This window comes from Pseudonocardia sp. T1-2H (genome assembly GCF_038039215.1).
Classification (GTDB): Bacteria; Actinomycetota; Actinomycetes; order Mycobacteriales; family Pseudonocardiaceae; genus Pseudonocardia.
Genome location: NZ_JBBPCL010000001.1, coordinates 3,265,877 through 3,285,579 on the forward strand (window position 1 = coordinate 3,265,877; position 19,703 = coordinate 3,285,579).

The 19,703-nt window shown below is 72.6% G+C and carries 13 protein-coding genes and 2 pseudogenes; 3 read left to right on the forward strand and 12 right to left on the reverse strand.

The window, feature by feature from the left end:
- Positions 1-31: 31 nt before the first annotated feature.
- Together WBK50_RS16180 and WBK50_RS16185 are read left to right on the forward strand one after the other, a co-directional pair.
- Positions 32-1,654, forward strand: a complete 1,623-nt coding sequence (locus WBK50_RS16180) for a flagellar basal body protein FliL (protein WP_341336414.1) — start codon at positions 32-34, stop codon at positions 1,652-1,654.
- 233 nt (positions 1,655-1,887) lie between these two features.
- On the forward strand, positions 1,888-4,689 hold the full coding sequence (locus tag WBK50_RS16185; RefSeq protein WP_341336415.1) for an aconitate hydratase: 2,802 nt from the start codon (positions 1,888-1,890) through the stop codon (positions 4,687-4,689).
- 822 nt (positions 4,690-5,511) lie between these two features.
- On the opposite strand, the gene ggh is transcribed toward WBK50_RS16185, so the two are convergent.
- From ggh to WBK50_RS35165, 11 genes and pseudogenes are all read right to left on the reverse strand, one after another.
- Complete coding sequence (ggh, locus tag WBK50_RS16190; protein WP_341336416.1) at positions 5,512-6,945, reverse strand: glucosylglycerate hydrolase; 1,434 nt, start codon at positions 6,943-6,945, stop codon at positions 5,512-5,514.
- 176 nt (positions 6,946-7,121) lie between these two features.
- A complete protein-coding gene (locus WBK50_RS16195; protein WP_341336417.1) occupies positions 7,122-8,219 on the reverse strand; it encodes an ABC transporter ATP-binding protein in 1,098 nt (365 codons plus the stop codon).
- An 11-nt stretch (positions 8,220-8,230) separates the two neighbouring features.
- Entirely contained in the window at positions 8,231-9,028 is a 798-nt protein-coding gene (locus WBK50_RS16200) for a carbohydrate ABC transporter permease (RefSeq protein ID WP_341336418.1), read from the reverse strand.
- The gene (locus WBK50_RS16205) at positions 9,028-9,939 is read right to left on the reverse strand and encodes a carbohydrate ABC transporter permease (protein ID WP_341336419.1); all 912 of its coding nucleotides are present in this window, start codon (positions 9,937-9,939) and stop codon (positions 9,028-9,030) included. The genes WBK50_RS16200 and WBK50_RS16205 overlap by 1 nt, the downstream gene beginning before the upstream one ends.
- Complete coding sequence (locus WBK50_RS16210; RefSeq protein WP_341336420.1) at positions 9,932-11,281, reverse strand: ABC transporter substrate-binding protein; 1,350 nt, start codon at positions 11,279-11,281, stop codon at positions 9,932-9,934. Before WBK50_RS16210 ends, WBK50_RS16205 begins: the two co-directional genes overlap by 8 nt.
- A 100-nt stretch (positions 11,282-11,381) precedes the next feature.
- Complete coding sequence (locus WBK50_RS16215; RefSeq protein ID WP_341336421.1) at positions 11,382-11,597, reverse strand: hypothetical protein; 216 nt, start codon at positions 11,595-11,597, stop codon at positions 11,382-11,384.
- A 310-nt stretch (positions 11,598-11,907) separates the two neighbouring features.
- The gene (egtD, locus tag WBK50_RS16220; protein ID WP_341336422.1) at positions 11,908-12,915 is read right to left on the reverse strand and encodes an L-histidine N(alpha)-methyltransferase; all 1,008 of its coding nucleotides are present in this window, start codon (positions 12,913-12,915) and stop codon (positions 11,908-11,910) included.
- Positions 12,912-13,781 (reverse strand): ergothioneine biosynthesis protein EgtC, encoded by an 870-nt coding sequence (egtC, locus tag WBK50_RS16225; protein ID WP_341336423.1) that lies wholly within the window; start codon positions 13,779-13,781, stop codon positions 12,912-12,914. Before egtC ends, egtD begins: the two co-directional genes overlap by 4 nt.
- 7 nt (positions 13,782-13,788) lie before the next feature.
- Positions 13,789-15,191, reverse strand: a pseudogene (egtB, locus tag WBK50_RS16230) (ergothioneine biosynthesis protein EgtB).
- Positions 15,188-15,421 (reverse strand): hypothetical protein, encoded by a 234-nt coding sequence (locus WBK50_RS16235; RefSeq protein ID WP_341336424.1) that lies wholly within the window; start codon positions 15,419-15,421, stop codon positions 15,188-15,190. Before WBK50_RS16235 ends, egtB begins: the two are co-directional and overlap by 4 nt.
- Positions 15,422-15,678: 257 nt before the next feature.
- Positions 15,679-16,830 (reverse strand): annotated as a pseudogene (locus tag WBK50_RS35165) (glutamate-cysteine ligase family protein); the annotation flags it as partial.
- Here WBK50_RS35165 and WBK50_RS16245 point away from each other — a divergent pair.
- Complete coding sequence (locus WBK50_RS16245) at positions 16,786-17,397, forward strand: TetR/AcrR family transcriptional regulator (RefSeq protein ID WP_341336426.1); 612 nt, start codon at positions 16,786-16,788, stop codon at positions 17,395-17,397. The pseudogene WBK50_RS35165 and the gene WBK50_RS16245 sit on opposite strands and share 45 nt — an antisense overlap.
- Before the next feature lie 93 nt (positions 17,398-17,490).
- Here the strand turns inward: WBK50_RS16245 and WBK50_RS16250 are convergent, their stop codons facing one another.
- The gene (locus WBK50_RS16250) at positions 17,491-19,632 is read right to left on the reverse strand and encodes a molybdopterin-containing oxidoreductase family protein (protein WP_341336427.1); all 2,142 of its coding nucleotides are present in this window, start codon (positions 19,630-19,632) and stop codon (positions 17,491-17,493) included.
- Positions 19,633-19,703: the final 71 nt, after the last annotated feature.

Sequence of the window (19,703 nt, forward strand, 5' to 3'; positions counted from 1 at the left end):
CGGCACGTGCGCCAGGACAGGAGAGAAGACCATGGCCGACGACGGGACCGGACCCGATCCCCAGCAGGACCCGCGCCGGTGGGCACCCCAGGGCCAGGGCCCTGTCCGGGCCGGCCAGGGTCACGACCCGCAGCAGGGCTACGGGCCCCCGGCCGGGCAGGGCTACGGCCCGCCCCCCGGACAACAGGGGCACAGCCAGCAGGGCTACGGCCAGCAGGGCTACGGCCAGCAGGGCTACGGCCAGCAGGGCTACGGGGAGCAGGGCACGAGCCGGTACGCGGCACCGCAGGGCCCGCCCGGGTACGCGCAGCCCGGTTACGCGCAGCCGGGATACGGCGAGCCGCAGTACGGCCAGCAGGGCTACGCGCAGCAGGCTCCCGGGCAGTCGGGCCCGCAGTACGGCTGGGACCCGTCCGGTGGCTACCCGCCCCCGCCAGGCGGCCCGACGCAGACCGGGCAGCCACGCCGCAAGCGCTGGCCGCTGATCACGGCGATCGTCGCCGTCCTCGTCCTGCTGGCCGGTGGCGGGACCGCCTGGTACCTGCTCGGCAACGCCGGCGGGGCCGGCTCACCGAACGACGCCGTGACCACGCTCGCCGCGGACCTCGAGGCGAAGAACTACCTGAAGGCCTACAGCCGGATCAACCCCACCGAGGCCGGGCTGCTCGCGGACATGGGCGACATGCTCACCACCGAGCTGCAGCGCCTGGACGTCCTCAAGCCGGACGCCTCCGCGCAGGCCGCGCTGGACTCGGCGGCGGTCACCGGCCTGAGGTTCGACGAGGCCGGCCAGGAGAACGTCCGGGACAACGTCGCGATCACCAAGCTCGTCGCCGGGACGATCACGACGAACCAGGACCCGAACACCCTGCCGTTCACGGACTCGTTCAAGGCCAGGGCGTTCCCGAACGGCATCCCGACCGGCGGCCCGACGACCATCGACATCGCCCAGGAGGTCGCGCAGCGGGGCGAGCCGATCCGCGTGGCGACCGTGAAGGTCGACGGCGAGTGGTACGTCAGCGGCTTCTACACACTCGCGGACTACGCCCTGAAGGACGCCGGCACCCCCTGGCCGACGACCTCGATCGGCGCCGCCGGCGCGGGGACCGCGCAGGATGCCCTGCGCGAGGCGCTGCAGGCGGGCTTCGACTCGAACGTCCAGCGCCTGGTCGAGCTGTCCTCGCCCACCGAGATGGCCGTGCTGCACGACGCCGGGCCCGCGCTCGTCGACGCGGCCCGGGGCAGCACCCCCAGTGGGCTACGGATCGTCGACCTGCAGACGACGCAGGAGGACGTCCGGGGCTCCACCGGGCTCGGCCTGCGCAGCGCCGTCGTCGAACAGAACGGGCAGCGGATCACCATCACGCGGGACGGCGACTGTGTGACGGTCGGCGGCATCGAGGGCTCGCCCGCCACCCCGTTCTGCGCGAACGACCTCGCGAGCAACCTCGGCTCCCAGATCGGCAACGACCCGACGCTCACCCGGCTCGTGCCGAAGCTGGTCACGGCCGCCCTGGACGTCAAGGTCGTGATGGTGCAGGAGGACGGCGCCTGGTTCGTCAGCCCCGGCAGGACGCTGGTCGGGGTGTACGGGGACCTGCTCGGCGCCCTGGCGCCCGAGGACGTCGCCGCGCTGGTCGGGGCGGGCCGCTGACCGTCCTGCTCTGACCGACCGCGGCGGCGGGTGCTCAGAGCACCCGCCGCCGCGTCGTCGATCCGCCCTCCTCCGGAACCCGGCGTGACCTGGCCCCCTCCGCTCGACCCCGAAATAGGACAGGCGTACTGTTTGCCCCGAGAGGGGCCGCGCTGCCACGTCGCACGAGGTGCGCGAGACTCCGCCGAAGAACCGAAGAGACGCGCCCACCACCCCAGGAGGAGAGAGCCAACGTGGCCACAACCGACAGCTTCGGAGCCAGGGGAACACTCGGCGTCGGTGACAACTCCTACGAGATCTTCCGGCTGTCCGCCGTCGAGGGTTCGGAGAAGTTGCCGTACAGCCTGAAGGTCCTGCTCGAGAACCTGCTGCGGACCGAGGACGGCGCGAACGTCACCGCGGACCACATCCGCGCGATCGCCGCCTGGGACCCGACGGCGGAGCCGGACACCGAGATCCAGTTCACCCCGGCCCGGGTGATCATGCAGGACTTCACCGGTGTCCCCTGCGTCGTCGACCTCGCCACCATGCGCGAGGCCGTGACCGAGATGGGCGGCGACCCGTCGAAGGTCAACCCGCTCGCCCCCGCCGAGCTGGTCATCGACCACTCGGTGATCATCGACATCTTCGGCACCCCGGACGCCTTCGAGCGCAACGTGGAGTTCGAGTACAGCCGCAACAAGGAGCGCTACCAGTTCCTGCGCTGGGGCCAGGGCGCGTTCGACGAGTTCAAGGTCGTCCCGCCGGGCACCGGCATCGTGCACCAGGTCAACATCGAGCACCTCGCTCGCACGGTCATGGCCCGCAACGGCCAGGCCTACCCGGACACGCTCGTCGGCACCGACTCGCACACCACGATGGTCAACGGCCTGGGCGTGCTGGGCTGGGGCGTCGGCGGTATCGAGGCCGAGGCGGCCATGCTCGGCCAGCCCGTCTCGATGCTGATCCCCAAGGTCGTCGGCTTCAAGCTGACCGGCGAGATCCCCGCGGGCGCCACCGCCACGGACGTCGTGCTGACGATCACCGAGATGCTGCGCGAGCAGGGTGTCGTCGGCAAGTTCGTCGAGTTCTACGGCGAGGGCGTTAGCGCGGTGCCGCTGGCCAACCGCGCCACCATCGGCAACATGAGCCCGGAGTTCGGCTCCACCGCGGCGATCTTCCCGATCGACGAGGAGACGGTCCGGTACCTCACGCTGACCGGCCGCTCCAAGGAGCAGATCGCGCTGGTCGAGGCCTACGCCAAGGAGCAGGGTCTCTGGCACGACCCGTCGAAGGAGCCTGTGTTCTCCGAGACGCTCGAGCTGGACCTGTCGACGGTCGTCCCGTCGATCGCCGGCCCGAAGCGCCCGCAGGACCGGATCGCGCTCTCGGAATCCAAGGAGGCCTTCCGCCAGGCGCTCGTGGACTACGCGGACGGCGAGCCCGCCAGCTCCGGCGTCGACGAGTCGTCCGAGGAGTCGTTCCCCGCCAGCGACGCGCCGGCCACCTCCGGCTCGGGCAACGGCAGCGGCAAGCCCCGCGTGGCGGTCTCCGCCGCGCACGGCGCGCACGGCCGAGTCAGCAAGCCCACCCCGGTCAGCCTGGGCGGCAACGAGTTCGAGATCGACCACGGCGCCGTCGTGATCGCCTCGATCACCAGCTGCACCAACACGTCCAACCCCTCGGTCATGCTGGGCGCGGCCCTGCTGGCCAAGAACGCCGTGGACAAGGGCCTCGCGGTCAAGCCGTGGGTGAAGACGTCGATGGCGCCGGGCTCGCAGGTCGTCACGGACTACTACGAGAAGGCCGGTCTCTGGCCCTACCTCGAGAAGCTCGGCTATCACCTGGTGGGCTACGGCTGCACCACCTGCATCGGCAACTCGGGCCCGCTGCCCGAGGAGGTCTCCGCGGCGGTCAACGAGGCGGACCTCGCGGTCGTCTCGGTGCTGTCGGGCAACCGCAACTTCGAGGGCCGGATCAACCCGGACGTCAAGATGAACTACCTGGCGTCCCCGCCGCTGGTCATCGCCTACGCCCTGGCCGGCACGATGGACTTCGACTTCGAGGCCCAGCCGCTCGGCCAGGACCCCGAGGGCAACGACGTCTTCCTCGCCGACCTCTGGCCGTCGGCCAGGGACGTCCAGGACGTGATCGACTCCTCGATCACGCAGGAGATGTTCACCAAGGACTACGCGGACGTCTTCGCCGGTGACGAGCGCTGGAAGTCCCTGCCGACGCCCGAGGGCAAGACCTTCGAGTGGGACGAGCAGTCCACCTACGTCCGCAAGCCCCCGTACTTCGAGGGCATGTCGGACGAGCCCGCACCGGTCGAGGACATCACGGGCGCCCGGGTGCTGGCCCTGCTCGGCGACTCGGTCACCACGGACCACATCTCCCCCGCCGGCGCGATCAAGGCCGGCACGCCGGCGGCGCAGTACCTCGACGAGCACGGCGTGGACAAGAAGGACTACAACTCCTTCGGCTCGCGCCGCGGCAACCACGAGGTGATGATCCGCGGCACGTTCGCGAACATCCGGCTGCGCAACCAGCTGCTCGACGGCGTTTCCGGCGGCTACACCCGGGACTTCACCCAGGACGACGCGCCGCAGGCCTTCATCTACGACGCGGCGCAGAACTACGCGGCGGCCGGCACCCCGCTGGTGGTGCTGGGCGGCAAGGAGTACGGCTCGGGCTCGTCGCGCGACTGGGCGGCCAAGGGCACCGCGCTGCTGGGCGTCAAGGCCGTCATCGTCGAGTCGTTCGAGCGCATCCACCGCTCGAACCTGATCGGCATGGGCGTCATCCCCCTGCAGTTCCCGCAGGGCGAGTCGGCGGCGTCCCTCGGCCTCGACGGCACGGAGACCTTCGACATCGCGGGCATCACCGCGCTGAACGACGGCTCCACCCCGCAGACGGTCAAGGTCACCGCGACCAAGTCGGACGGCACGACCGTGGAGTTCGACGCGGTCGTCCGCATCGACACCCCCGGCGAGGCGGACTACTACCGCAACGGCGGCATCCTGCAGTACGTGCTGCGGGGCATGCTCCGCAGCTGACGCACCAGCTCCTGCCGACGGCGGGCGTCCCGGACCTCCGGGGCGCCCGCCGTCGGCGTTCGCGGGCTGCCCTACCGCGCCCCGTGCCGCTGACGAGCTCCCCGAGAGCGCGACCGCGGCGTCGTCCGTCCCAGCGCTCCCCGGACGCAGCGCTTCCCGACGACGGGCCAGAAGTAGCCCCTGCCCGCGTCGCAGCCGGGCTCGCTGCGCGCGGCTGTCCTCGCACCGAGCTCGCGCCGGTGCGGTCGAGCGATCCTGGTCGTCCGCCGGCGGCGCGGCGGTCCCGTAGCACTCCTCCCCTGGCGAGCGGCCGTTCCGGCTGGCTTCGGGTTTTCGTGGTCGCGGCGGTTCGTCGATGTCAACGAAGGGTCGACGTTTCGAAAGCGTCAATGTTTCATTGACAGTTTTGGGGCCGGTTCGGGCTCCGACGGCACAGCATCCGACCGCCACGAGCCCGCCTGTGGATCCGCTGCACGCCCAGGCTCACCGGCCTTCGAATCCGCTCCCTGCCGGGCGGCCTGCGGACCCGCTCCGCACCGGGGCTCGCAGCCGGATCCGGTTCCCTGGGGATCTCGCCGCCCTGCTCCACGCGCTCGGGGCCTCTCCCCCGGCCCGACGTTTCGCGGCGACCGCGCCCGTCATCGACTGATCGACGACCCGATGGCGTCAATGAAACGTTGACCTAGTGGAGAGCCGCCTCACCCGGCTCCCGGGCCACGACGACGAACGCCGGGCCGTCTCAGGCCCGGCGTTCGTGTTCTCCCAGTTCAGCGGGGGCTGTGCGTGGCGATTCGCGTTCTAGCGAGGATCGCCACGCACAGGTCAGGAGGCCAGCCAGTCCAGGGCGACCGCGGCGGTCCAGGACTGCATGGCCGAGCCCAAGGGCTCACCGGTCATCGGGTCGAAGTACTCCGCGAAGCCGACGGTCCGTAGCGCGTCCAGGGACACGGTCCGCAGCTCCTCGGCCCGCTCGACGTCCCCGCCGTCGCGCAGGCCCTGCCAGTACAGCCAGTTCACGATCGGCCAGACCGGGCCCCGCCAGTAGTTGCGGGGGTCGAACACCTCGGACTCCGGGCTGGTGCTCGGCAGCATCCGCCAGCGCAGGTCCGGGTGCCCCGCGAACGCCGGCGAGTCGAACAGGGCCAGCGACGTGGCGCGCTGCGCGGCGTCGAACCCGCCGTCGATCAGCGGGGACATCCCGGCGAAGGTCGCCACCTCGATCGGCGCGCCGGTCGTCATGTCCAGGTCGTAGGTCATACCGCTCCGCGCGTCGACCGTGGACGCGATGCCCTTGCGGCCCCGGTCGCGCCAGAGGTCGATCAGGGCCTTGTCCTCGTCCGACGCGCCGACGAACTCCGCGATCTCCCGCAGCGCCGTGTTCGCCGTGACCAGGACGGCCGTCAGGAAGACGTCCTTGACCAGGAACGGGTAGTGGAGGTGGATCTCGGCGTCGTCGTAACGGTGGCGCTTGAGCAGCTCGAGCAGCCACAGGAAGCGGTCGTAGTGCTCGTTCGTGGGCCGCTGGCCGGCGTCGGCGACGTGCTGGACGTCGCGGCGGGTGTACGGCGGGACCGCGCCGACCTCGAGCCGGGCGAGCACGGCGTCCCAGCGCGGGGAGTTGTCGATGCCCTCCCACGGGTGGTAGGTCGTGACCAGGCCGGTGCCGTCCGGGTCCCGGTTCTCCGCGAGGTAGCGGTGCCAGGCGAGGAGCTTCGGGAACAGGTCGACGAGCCGGGCACGCACGTCCGCCAGCTCCGCGCCGCCGAGCTCCCGGGCGACCTCGAGGATCCGCCGCACCGCGATCGCGTGCACGGGAGGCTGGCACAGACCACTGGTCTCGGCGATGCCGATCGGCGCCTCGGGCGAGAGCTCGCACGCCCAGCGGGCGGGGTCCGGGAAGTAGGACTCCGGCCCGGCGTCCGGGTTGAACACGATCTGCGGGACCATCCCGCTACGCCACTGCGCCTCGAACAGGCGCTGCTGCTCGGTCATTGCACGGCGCACGTCCACCTGCGCCCACCCGATCGCGACGAACGCGCTGTCCCAGCTCCACTGGTGCGGGTAGAGCAGGGGGGCCGCCTTGGTCCAGCCGCCCATGTCGTTCAGGCGGAGGACGTCGGCCGCGTGCTCAGCGAGCGCGGTGTCGGTGAGGGCGGCTCCGTAGGCCGCTCCGTGGCGCTCCGCTGCCGGCGCGGAGACCGACCGGGGAGCTGTCGCGGGGATCGGGCGGTGGTCGGTTTCCGAGCTCGTGCTCACGAGGGAAAGGGCATCCTTTCGCGCTTCGCAGCGCATTCAACGTACTCGAGGTACTTAACTCGACAGTAACAACAGTTGACGGGCACATCAATGCCTGCTGTCGGTGAAATCGGGATCGGTTCAGCCGCGTTACCGGAATCGGGCCAACCATCGCGCACCGGTTCGGCGAGAACCGGTCACACGGCGCTGGTCGCGCGCTCCTCGGTCAGCTCGCGCTCGTCGTCCGGGGAGAACCACCGGACCTTGTCGTCCGCGACGGTCATCCAGAGCCGCTGGTCGTCGGCCGCCGGGAAGTCGTTGGGGGTCAGCAGCTTCACGATCTCCGAGCCCACCGCCACGGTGACGAGCAGCTGCGATCCCAGCGGCTCGACCACGCGGACCCGCCCCGGCATCGCGTCCGGCACCTCGGTCGTCGACGCGGCCAGGTTCTCGGCCCGGATCCCGGCCAGCACGGTGTCTCCGGAGATCCAGTCCGGGACGCGGATCGCGTGCTCGCCGAGGCGTCCCACGGCCCGGCCGCCGTCGCGGGAGATCGTCACGGGCAGGAAGTTCATCGGTGGCGTCCCGATGAACGCGCCGACGAACCGCGTCGCGGGCCGGTCGTAGACCTCCATCGGCGTGCCGCACTGCACGATCTCGCCGGCCCGCATGACGGCGATGCGGTCCCCCAGGCTCAGCGCCTCGACCTGGTCGTGCGTCACGTAGACGATCGTCGTGTTCAGCTCCTTGGCCAGCTGTTTCAGGTCGGAGCGGAAGGTCAGGCGCAGCAGGGCGTCCAGGTTGGACAGCGGTTCGTCCATCAGCAGCACGGACGGCCGGACGGCGATGGCGCGGGCCACGGCGACCCGCTGGCGCTGCCCGCCGGACAAGGCCGACGGGTAGCGCTCCAGCAGGTCGTCGAGCTGCAAGAGGCCCGCCGCCTCGCGGACCCGGGCGTCGATCTCCGCCTTCGGCTCGTGCCGCATGCTGAGCCCGAAACCGATGTTGTCGTACACCGTGAGGTGCGGGAACACGGCGTAGCCCTGGAAGACCATGGCCAGGTCCCGCTGCCGGGGCGCGGACCCGGTGACGTCCCGGTCGCCGAGCCGGATGGTGCCGGCGTCCGGGTGCTCCAGGCCGGCGATCGCGCGCAGCAGGGTCGTCTTACCGCAGCCGGACGGTCCGAGGAGCACGAAGAACTCGCCGTCGGCGACGGTGAGGGACACGTCGCGGACGGCCGGTGCGGCCCCGCGCGGGTAGGTCTTCGTGATGCCGCTCAGCTCGATGTCGGACAACTCGGCCCCTCTCAGCGCAGGGTCGGGCGTCCGCCGACGCCGAGGATCTGCTTGCGGATCAGCAGGATGAACAGGAACGCCGGGGCCAGCAGGAACAGCGCACCCGCGTAGCGGAACGGCAGCGGGGCCTGGGTGAGCCCGCTGAGCACGAACACCGGCAGCGTCGGCTCCTGCAGGGTGAGGATCGAGGCGGCGAAGACCTCGTTGTAGCTCAGCAGTACCGCGAACGTGGCCGCGCCGGCGATGCCCGGGGCCGCGATCGGCACCACGACCCGTCGGAACGCGGTGAACCGGCTGCAGCCGAACACCTGCGCGGCCTCCTCCAGGTCCACCGGCACCCCGGCGAACACCGTGCTCACCATCAGCACGACGAACGGCAGCGCCAGCGCGGTGTGCATGAACGCGACGCCCCAGACCGAGTCGTACACGCCCCACTGCAGGAAGAACACGGCCAGCGGGATCGACAGCACGACGACGGGGAACGCCCGCGTCGAGAGGATCGTCAGCCGGTAGGCGTCCGCCCCGCGGAAGACGTGGCGCGCGACCGCGTACCCGGCGGGCGCGGCCAGCAGCATCGTCGACACCCCGGTGATCACCGCGACGAGCACGCTGGAGAGCAGGGCCTGCGGCACCCCGGCGGAGGTGACGAAGAACGTCATCGTCTCCAGCGACCAGTCCGGCACGGGTGGGCGCGGGTAGTCGTAGATCCGGTCGACGCTGCTGAAGGCGCCCACGACCACGAACCAGATCGGCACCAGGATCCAGCCCGCCAGCAGCGCGGCGGCGGCGTACCCGAGGACCCTGCGCATCACTCGCCCCGCTCGCGGCGGACGGGCAGGGACACCAGGATCACCGCGACCGCCGCCAGCGAGACGACCAGGATCACCAGCCCGTACGCCGAGGCCAGGTGGGCGTCCTGGAACTCGGTGTAGGCCCGGTTGGCCTGGGTGGCGAGGACGTCCGTGCCGGTGCCCCCGAGCGCGACGACCGTGGCGAACACCTCGAACGCGAGCACGGTCCGGACGATCAGCGCGGTCCGGATCGTCGGGCGCAGCAGTGGGAGCAGGACGTACCGCAGCTTCTGCCACGGCCCGGCGTGGAAGACCTCGGCGGCCTCCAGGTAGTCCCGCGGGATCGCCCGCATCCCGCTGACCAGGATGATCAGGATCAACGACGTCGAGCGCCAGGCCTCGGCGAGCACGATGGTGGCCACGACGCGAACCGGGTCCCGGTAGTCCAGCCAGATCACCGGGGTGTCGATGACCCCGAGCCCCTGCAGCACGGTGTTCAGCCAGCCCTGCTGCACGAAGATCGAGTACCAGGCGATGCCGGCGCCGAGCTCGCTGACCCCCAGCGGGAGCAGGAAGACGTAGAGCCAGAACCCGGAGCCGCGGAGCCTGGCGTTCACCACCAGGCCCATGCCCACGGCCAGCGCGAACTGCACCGGCAGCAGCACGACCAGGAGCAGCAGCGTCGTCAGGACCGACGGCCAGAACCAGTCGTCGCCGAGCATCGCGCGGATCGACTCGAGGCCGAACCGGCCGGTGGTGCCGGTGAACGCGAGGCCGAACGCCTGCAGCATCGGGGAGGCGAAGAAGACCGCCAGGTAGACGACCGAGGGTGCGAGCAGCAGGTACGGGACCCAGCGCCGGAGCCGGGGCACCGCGGCCCGGGTCTCGCCGGTCGTGGCCGCCGGCCGGGAGAGGGTCTGCTCAGCCAACGCGGCACACCCCCTCGCCGACGGGGTCGGGCCGCCAGCACCTGGCCCCGGCCTGGTCCAGGACGCCCTGCAGCGCGGCGCCCTGCGTGGCGAGGGTCGACGGGATGTCCCCGTCGCCGAGCACGATCTGCCGGAAGGTGTCCGTGAAGACCTTGTCGTAGGCGCCGCTCTGGTTGCCGAGCCCGACCGCGAGCGACGACGCCAGCGCGTCCGGCGCCGTGCTCATGGCCTGGAGGGTGGTCGCCTCGGCCCCGATTCCCGGCGGCAGGCCGCCCAGCAGCCCGGCGAGATCCTGGGGCGGGAACCAGGCGACGGTGCGCAACGTCGTCGAGGCACGGGCGGGATCCGTGAGGTGGCGGATGAGCTCGATCGACGCGGTCGGGTCCGCGACCGACCTCGGCACCGCGAGCCCGCCGAGCACCGGCAGGTAGCCCCGGCCTCTCGGGCCGACCGGCGCGGGGAACGAGACGATGTCGTCCGGCCGGGCCCGGAGCGCGTCGACGAGCCGGACGGCGTGGTCCCATACCACCCACACCTCCCCGGAGAGCAGCGGTTCCGCCATGTTGCCGTAGGTGACGGACTGCGGGTTCGCGGTGGCCCAGGCGGCGCGCAGCCACTGCCACATCGCGGCGGCGTCCGGGGAACGGAAGGTGCTGTTCACACCACCCGTGAAGCTCGGGTAGGCGTAGCCCTGCAGGAAGCGCTTGAGCAGCCCGTCCGGGCCGGCCGGCAGGCCCAGCCCGGGGCTCCCGGTGGCCTGCTGCAGCGTCCGGGTCCAGCCGAGGAGCTGGTCGTAGGTGAGCCGCTGCACGTCGGCGCCGGGCGGCAGGTACTGCAGGGCGTCGGTCCGGGCCGCCATCAGGTAGCTCGCCTGGATCCAGGGGACGAAGACGTAGCGCCCGTCCATCCGGGCGAGGTCCAGGTACTGCGGGGTGAAGTGCCTGCCCCCGCCGGTCGCCAGCTCCTCGACGACGTCCGTCATGTCCCGGAGCAGGCCCTCGGCCCACAGGGTCGCGATCTCGCCCTGCAACGCCCCGACGACCTGCACGCTCGACGTCCCCGCCTTCGCGTCCGCGCGGAGCCGGTCGAACATCTTGGTGCTGGAGCTGTCCGTCACGTAGTCCACCGGAGTGCCGAACCCGGCGAGGATCTGCCGGCGCAGCGACTCGGCCTCCTCCGTGGTGGCGAGCTGTGTGGAGTAGAAGACGAGGCCGTCCGAGTCCTGGGAGCCCGGCGCGCCGGTGGTGTCCAGGGCGCAGGCCGAGAGCAGGCCCGCGGCCGCCGCGGCGGAACCCAGACGCAGCACATCCCGGCGGGACAGAACCCCGGAGTGCTGCACCACTGCGGTCCCCCTCCGCTGCGTACACGGTGGACCGGCAAAATAACCGGATCATGCCGAGGGTGCAGAGCGTGGCGCTCGGGCGCGTCGCGGACGCGTGCGGCTACCCGTGCAGCGGGTCGACCCAGGCGATCGTCTCGGGGTCCGTGACGCCCTCGATCTCCAGGTTGACGACGATCGGCTCCTGCCCGCTGCGGGTCAGGACGCACTCCAGCGGCTCGTCGTCGGAGGCGTTGATCTCCTGGTGGGGCACGTAGGGCGGGACGAAGATGAACCCGCCGGGGCCGGCCTCGGCCGTGTACTCCAGGTCGTCCCCCACCTCATCCGGGCCAGCCCGCGGACGACGTAGATCACGCTCTCCAGCTCGCCGTGGTGGTGCGCGCCGGTCCTCGCCCCGGCGTGGATGGTGACCGTGCCCGCCCAGAGCTTCTCGGACCCGACCCGCTCGTGGCTGATCGCCGCGGCCCGGTTCATGCCGGGGGTCTGGGCGGTGTTGGTGTCGAGGGAGTCGCCGGGGACGACGCGTACGCCGCCGGTACGCCAGTCGGGGTTCTCGTGGGAAGGCATGGCGAGGAGGTTAGGCGTTCCGGCGGCCCGAGACCCGCCGCCGGACCGCCCTCCCGGCCCGGTCAGAGGGCGGTGGCCAGGCTCAGCCCGAAGCGCTCCTCGGGGTCCGACCAGAACTCCGACACCGCGAACCCGACCTCGCCGAGCATCTCCCGTATCCCGGCAGGGCGGAACTTCGCCGAGATCTCGGTGCGCATCTCCTCCCCCTCGGCGAACTCGACGGTCAGGTCCAGCGCGTCGACCCGGACCGTCATCGCGCGCTCGGCGCGCAGCCGCATCTCGATCCACTCGTTCTCCGCGTCCCAGAGCGCGACGTGGGCGAAGGCGGCGGGGTCGAAGTCCGCGCCGAGCTCGCGGTTCAGCACGTGCAGGACGTTGCGGTTGAACTCCGCGGTGACGCCCTGGGCGTCGTCGTAGGCGGCGACCACGGTCGCCGGGTCGATCACGAGGCCGGTGCCGAGGAGCAGCTGCTCCCCCGGCTCGAGCACGTCCCGGACGAGCTGCAGGAACTGCCGGCGGTCCGCCGGGAGGAGGTTGCCGATCGTCCCGCCGAGGAAAGCGATCATGCGACGGCCGCCGCGGGGCAGCCGGTCCAGGTCACGGGTGAAGTCCCCGACCACCCCCTGCAGCTCGACGTCCGGGTACTCCCTCCCCAGGGCCTCGAGCGCGCCTTCCAGCGCCGCCTCGCTGACGTCCTGCGGGACGTAGCGGCGCAGCGTCCCCGCGCGGGCGAACGCGTCGAGGAGCAGCCGGGTCTTGGCCGACGAGCCGGACCCCAGCTCGACGATCGTGTCCGCGCCGGAGGCCTTGGCGATCGCGTCGGCGGACTCCTCCAGCAGGGCCCGTTCGGTGCGGGTCGGGTAGTACTCGGGCAGCTCGGTGATCAGCTCGAACAGCTCGCTGCCCCGGGCGTCGTAGAACCACTTCGGGGGCAGCTCCTTGGGGGTGGCGGTGAGCCCGTGGCGGGCGTCCGCGCGCAGGGCCTCGTCGGCGTCCGCCTCGGTGCGGTGGACGTCCAGCCGGGCGGGTTCGGAAACGGTGCTCGTGGGATCGGCGGCGGTGCGGTTCATCGTGCTCCCTGACGGTTCTCCTCCGGTACGCGTTCCGTCGGCCTCGGTGGCGACGGTGGCACCGGTGGAACGGGGTCGATCGGACGGAGCTCGTGACGACCCGGGCGGGCCACCACCAGGTGCCGGTCGGGCACCTGAATCCATGCGGGGAGCGCATCGAGCGGTTCGGACGCCACCGTGGTGGTGTCCGTGGTGGTGCGGACGGACAGCGCGTGGTGCCAGGCCGTGGCCCAGATCGTGGCGCCGTCGGTGAGCAGCAGGTTCAGCCGTGACCCCGGGGCGGCGGCCTCGACGGCGGCGCAGGTCCCGGCGAGCACGGCGGCCGGGTCGTCCCCGCGGCGCAGGCGGTGCCGGACCAGGGCCCAGAGCAGCGCTGCGTCCGTGGGGGCGTCGAGGGTCATCAGATCCGTGGTGGGCAGGGCGGAGGCGAGGCCCGCGACCGAGCCGGGCCAGCCGCGGATCACACCGTTGTGGCTGAACAGCCAGCGGCCCTCGGCGAACGGCGCCGCCGCGGTCTCGGTCACGGGCATGCCGGTGGTCGCGGAGCGCACGGCGGCGAGCACGCCGGTGGAGCGGGTGACGGCGGCGAGCTGGGCGAACGAGGGGTCCGCCCAGATCGGGGCGGCCGAGCGGTACCGGGCGGCGTCGGCGCGTCCCGAGCCGTCCCGCGCACCGGCGCCGTGCGGGTCTGCGGCGCCGTGCGCAGCGTCCGGGTACCAGCCCGCGCCGAAGCCGTCCGCGTTGACCGTGCCGCCCCCGCGCATGTCCGCGGGGGCGTACGCCTGGTGCAGCAGGCCGTGCGGGGGGTCCAGGATCAGTGAGGCGAGCGTGCGGGAGGGGCCCAGGTGGGCCAGGTGGCGGCACACGTCCTCCTCAGATCACCCGCTCGGTGTCGCCGGGAGCGGCGTCCCGCGCACACCGGAACCCGGCGAAGATCTGCCGGCGGATCGGGTGGTCCCAGTTCCGGAACGTGGTCCGGATCGCGGACTCGTCCGTGCCGAACGACCCGCCGCGCAGAACCTTGTAGTCCCCACCGAAGAACACCTCGGAGTACTCCTCGTACGGGAACGCCTCGAAGCCCGGGTAGGGGTGCCAGCCGGAGTCGCACCACTCCCACACGTCCCCGATCAGCTGCTCGACACCCAGCGGCGACGCGCCTTCCGGGTACGCCCCGACCTCGGCCGGACGCAGGTGCCGCTGGCCCAGGTTGGCGTGGCGGGGAGTCGGCTCCTCGTCCCCCACGGGTAGCGGCGCGAGCGGCCGCTGGCGGGATCGAACCGGGCGGCCTTCTCCCACTCGGCCTCGGTGGGCAGCCGCTTCCCCGCCCAGCGCGCGTACGCCGCGGCCTCGTGGAAGCAGACGTGCACGACGGGCTCGTCCGCCGGGACGCGCTCGACGACGCCGAACCGGCGCCGCCACCACTCCCCCGTGGCGCCGTCCCGCGCCCAGAACCGCGGCGCGACGAGGTCCTCCTCGCGGCGGTGGGCCCAGCCGGCCTCGCTCCACCAGTGCGCGTCCTCGTAGCCGCCCGCAGCGACGAACTCGGCGTACTCGCCGTTCGTCACCGGGTGGACGTCGATCCAGTAGGCGGGCAGCTCGACGGTGTGCGCGGGCCGCTCGTTGTCCAGCGCCCACGGTTCGCCGGAGGTGCCCTGGGTGAACGCACCGGCCGGCACCAGGACCTCGCGGGGCCCGGTGCGCGCGGCGAGCGGGGCGGGCGGGGCCTCCGCGTGCAGGACGGGTGCGCCGGTGCGGAGCTGGTGGGTGGCCAGCATGGTCTCGTCGTGCTGCTGCTCGTGCTGCACGATCATCCCGAACGCGAAGGCCTCGTGCTCCAGCCGGCGGCCGCGCAACGGGCTGCGCCCCAGCGCGTCCAGCGCCTTCTCCCGGACCTCCGCGACGTAGGCGCGGGTGTCCGCCGGTCCGAGCAGGGGCAACCCGATGCGGCTGGCGCGGCTGTGCCGGAAGGCGTCGTAGAGGCCGTCGATCTCGGGGCGCAGCGGCTCCCGCCCGCCGACGTCCCGGACGAGCCAGAGCTCCTCCTGGCTGCCGATGTGCGCGAGGTCCCAGACCAGCGGGGACATCAGCGGCGAGTGCTGGGCGACGAGGTCCGCCTCGTCCACCGCGTCGGTGAGCCTGGTGCTGCGGGCCCGGGCCCGTTCGAGCAGGCCGGCGACGCGGGTGCGCAGGGCCTCGGGGCTGTCGGCGTGGCCGAGGCCGATCGCGGCGGCGGCACCGCCGGGCCCGGGGGCGGGGTCGTCGGATGTCCGGGTCATGGATGGACTCCCTGCGTCTGGTCGGAGGCGGTCCGGTCGGGGCGCGCGCCGTCGGGTTCGAGGCCGCCGTGGTCCGTGCCCGGGGTGTCCCACGGTCCGGCCGGGCCGCGGTGACGCGCGGGCGGGACGCGGGTGAACAGGCCCGGCGGGAACGGCACGGCGGCCGGGTCGAACGCGCCGGCACCCTCACCGGGCAGCAGCTCGTCCGCCGGGCACCGTCCGGCCAGCACCCGCCGGTCCGTCGTGTCCGCCAGCAGGGCCTCCAGCTCGGCCGACGCCCCCGTGCGGGGAGCTCGCGCAGGGCTAGGGCGAACACCTCCGCGGCGCCGCGGGCCAGCTCCGGATGTTCCAGGCCGTCCCGCGCGGCGCACACCCACAGGTCCCGCGTGGGCTCACAGATCTCCCGCACCCGGTCCACGGCCTCCGGCGACGACGTCACCGCGGCGAGCACCGCCGCCGGGAGCATCCACTCGTCCCCGGCCTGGCCGTCGACGTAGCGGACCTCCAGGAAGCCGCGCGGCCGGATCGGCGGGAACAGCGTGGAGATGTGGTACTCGAGGTCCGCCACGGTCGGCGGCCGCGGCAGGGCCCCCTCGATCCAGTCCGCGAAGCTGACACCCACCGGCGTCTCCCACCGGTCCGACCCGCGGACGCACAGCACCGGTGTCGAGACGACGCGTTCGGCCCACTCGCGCGCCGGGTCCCCGCCGGCCGCGGGCGGCGGCGCGGTCCGAGCGGGGTCGAGGGAGAACCAGCTCGCCATCCGGGAGGACTTCCAGCCCGTGCGGCGTCCGTGCAGGACGGGCGAGTTGGCGAAGGCACCCACCAGGACCGGGCCGAGCGCGTGCAGGGCGGCCCATCGGCCGGCGACCGCGTGGGTCTCCCCCGCGTCGAGCGCGACCTGCACCGCCGACGTCGAGCACATGCCGCTGCGGCCGTGCGGGCCGAGCCGGTCGAACGCGCACTCCATCGCGGTGTAGCGCGGGAGCTGGAGGACCCGGCGGGGCGGCCGGTGCGGATCGGCGGCCCGGGGCTGCGGGTGGAGTCCCTGCGCGGCGAGGAGGCCGTGCAGGTGGCGGATGTCCTGCTGCACCGCGGCCGCGAGGGCGCCGAGGTCGGTGAGCGGGGGACTGGCGAGCTCCACCTGGCCACCGGGTTCGACGGTGACGGTGGAACCGGACGGGAGGGGTCGGGCCGGGGAGCCCGGGGAGAGCGAGGCGGGTGCATGGGCGCCGAGGGCGGCGACCAGGTGATCGAGATCGACCGGGACGGTCGGATCGTCCGGCCGGTGGAGGATCCATTCGAGCTCGACGCCGAGCAGCCGCGGGGGCCCGTGCTTGAAACACACGGACGCGACGTAGGCCTCGGCCTCGGCCCGGCGGGTGATCCGGACGTCGGGCAGCGGGATCCGCTCCTGTTCCGGAGCGGCGCCGGAACCCGTCCCGGCTTGCCGAGCGCCGAACGGGTGGGGCGCGACAAGCCCGGGGTCCTGTGCCACGGCGAAAACGCTACCCCCGGGTCCGGCCGCGCGCAGGCTTTTGCCGTTCGCCGTCTCGGACGCATAAGCAGAACGCGCGTACGGAATACTGGCGTCGTGCCCCGTGTCAGTACCGACCAGCTCGCCGCCCGCCGGCAGCACATCCTCGACGGTGCGCGCCGGTGCTTCGCCGCGTACGGGTACGAGGGCGCCACCGTCCGGCGGCTGGAGCAGAGCACCGGGCTGTCCCGCGGGGCCATCTTCCACTACTTCCGGGACAAGGACGCCCTGTTCCTCGCCCTGGCCGAGCAGGACGCCCGGCGGATGGCCGACGTCGTCGCCGAGCAGGGTCTGGTGCAGGTCATGCGCAACCTGCTCGCCACCGCCCGCGAGGGCGACGGCTCGGACGGCACCGCCGACCTCAGCTGGCTCGGTACCCGGCTGGAGGTCTCGCGCCGGCTGCGCACGGACCCGGACTTCCGGCAGGGCTGGCAGGCCCACTCCGCCGAGCTGGCCACCGCCACGGTGAACCGCCTCGAGCGGCAGGCCGCGGCCGGGGCCCTGCGCGACGACGTCGCGGTCCCCGTGCTCGCCCGCTACCTGGACCTCGTGCTCGAGGGCCTGGTCTCGCACCTCGCGATGGGCCTGCCCGTCGACGCACTCGACGGCGTGCTCGACGTGGTGGAGCAGAGCGTCCGGGCTCTCCCCCGGGCAACCGGGACCGCCTGAGCTTCCTCATGCCGGGCACGCTGCCACGGACCCCCGACGGTCTCCGGCGGCCCCGGTCCGGAGCGGCCCCGGGGCGCGGGGCCGGTCCGAGTTCTAGACGGGCGCCACCTCCACCCGGGTGTCCGAGAACGTCGGCGCGTTGCCGAGGTCCGCGAACTCCACCGGGTTGACCGCATTGACGGTGGTCGGTCCCTCGGCCTGGGCCCGCCAGCCGCCCATCGACGCCAGCACCACGCCGGCCGCGACCTCGTCGCTGACCGTGACCCGTACGACGAACTCGCCGCGCTCGTTGAACACCCGGATCAGGTCGCCGTCGCCGATCCCGCGGGTGGTCGCGTCGACCGGGTGCACGATCGCCGTCGGTTCCCCTTGCACCCGCTGCTGGGCGCCCAGGTTGCCGTAGGACGAGTTGAGGAACGCGTGCGACTTGGGCGAGATCAGGCTGAGCGGGTAGGCCGGTGACGACGCCCGCGGCGGGATGTAGTGCGGCAACGGGTCGACGACCCCGCCGGGCTGGAACTCGTTCGAGCCCTGCCGGAAGAGCGGGAGTACGAAGTTCCCGCCCGCGGCCGCCGCGGAGACGAACTCGTGCCTGCCCGACGGCGTCGGGAACCCGCCCTCGGCGTGCGGCGCGTAGTGCGCGGCGTCCGGCAGGTTCAGCCGCGCCCAGCCCGTCTCGGCGAGGCTCTGCGGGGTGATCCCGGCCAGTGCGGGCGCGGACCAGTCGAAGGCGTGCTCGATCATCTCCTCGTCGGAGAGCCGGAAGCACCCGTCGTCGAAGCCCATGCCGGCGGCGAGCCGCCGGAACAGCTCGGTGTTGCTCACGGCCTCCCCCACCGGCGCGATCGACGGCTGGTTCAGTCCGATGTAGAAGTGCCCCCAGGAGAACATGACGTCCAGCTGCTCCAGCTGGGTCGTCGCGGGCAGCACGATGTCCGCGTACAGCGCCGTGTCCGTCATGAACTGCTCGCTGACCACGGTGAACAGGTCCTCGCGGGCGAGCCCGGCGAGCAGCCGTTCCTGGTCCGGGCAGACGATCACCGGGTTGGCGTTGTAGACCATCAGCGCCGCGACGGAGGTCTCGAGCCCCAGCTCGCCGGTCAGCGCGCGCCCGAGGTGGTACTGGTTCACCACCCGCGTCGTGCTGCCCGCGGGCCGCAGGTCCACCCGGCTGAGCCCGTCCCAGTTCACCGGGAACGCCCACAGCGGCAGGGCGAGGATCCCCCCGCCGGGGTTGCGCCAGGCCCCGACCAGCCCGGGCAGGCAGGAGATGGCGCGCACCGTCTGCCCACCGCCGGAGGACCGCTCGATCGCCACCCCGATCCGGATCATCGACGGTTGGGCGGCGGCGTACTCCCGGGCCAGTGTCCGGATGTCGTCGGCCGGGATGCCGGTCTCCTGCGACGCCCACTCCGGCGTGCAGTTCGCGACCCGCTCGGCCAGCTCCTCGACGCCGACGGTGTGCTCCGCGACGTACTCGGCGTCCGTGAGGCCCTCGGTGAGGATCACGTGGATCAGGGCCATGGCCAGCGCGCCGTCGGTGCCGGGTCGGATCGGGATGTGCCAGTCCGCGCGCTTCGCGGTCCGATGCCGCATCGGGTCGATCACGACGACCTTCGCGCCGTTGCGCTGCGCCTGCAGCACGAACGGCCACAGGTGCAGGTTCGTGGAGACCATGTTGCAAGCCCAGATCACGATGTACCTCGAGTGCACGAGGCTCTCCGGGTCGACCCCGGCGGTCGGGCCCACGCTCATCACGTACGCGGTCGACGCGCCGGAGTCACAGAAGGTCCGCTCGGTGACGGTGGCGCCGAGCCGGTTGAAGAACGGGTCGCCGACGTTGAGGCCGTTCAGCGTGCCCTGGGTGCCCAGGTAGCTGACCGGCATGATCGCCTCGGCGCCGTGCTCGGCGGCGACGGCCTTGAACCGGGTGGTGACCTCGGTGACGGCGTCGTCCCAGGTGATCGGCTCGAACCGGCCGGAACCCTTGGGTCCGACGCGGCGCAGCGGCGTCGTCACCCGCTCCGGGCTGTAGACCCGCTCCTGGTAGTCGTTGACCTTCGCGCACAGGCCCCCGCGGGTGAACGGGTGGCCGGGGTCGCCCCGCACCCCGATGGCCCGGCCGTCCTCGACGGTCACGAGCATCGAACAGCCGTCCGGGCAGTCGTGCGGGCAGATGGCCCGGCGCGTCCCCGAGCCCTCCAGGTCGACGATCGGCAGCTCCGCAAACGTCATGGGGGCGCACTCCTGGACCTCGGTGGTGCCTTCCGGGAGTCCTCATGGTCGACCGGTGCGGGGCCGCCCGC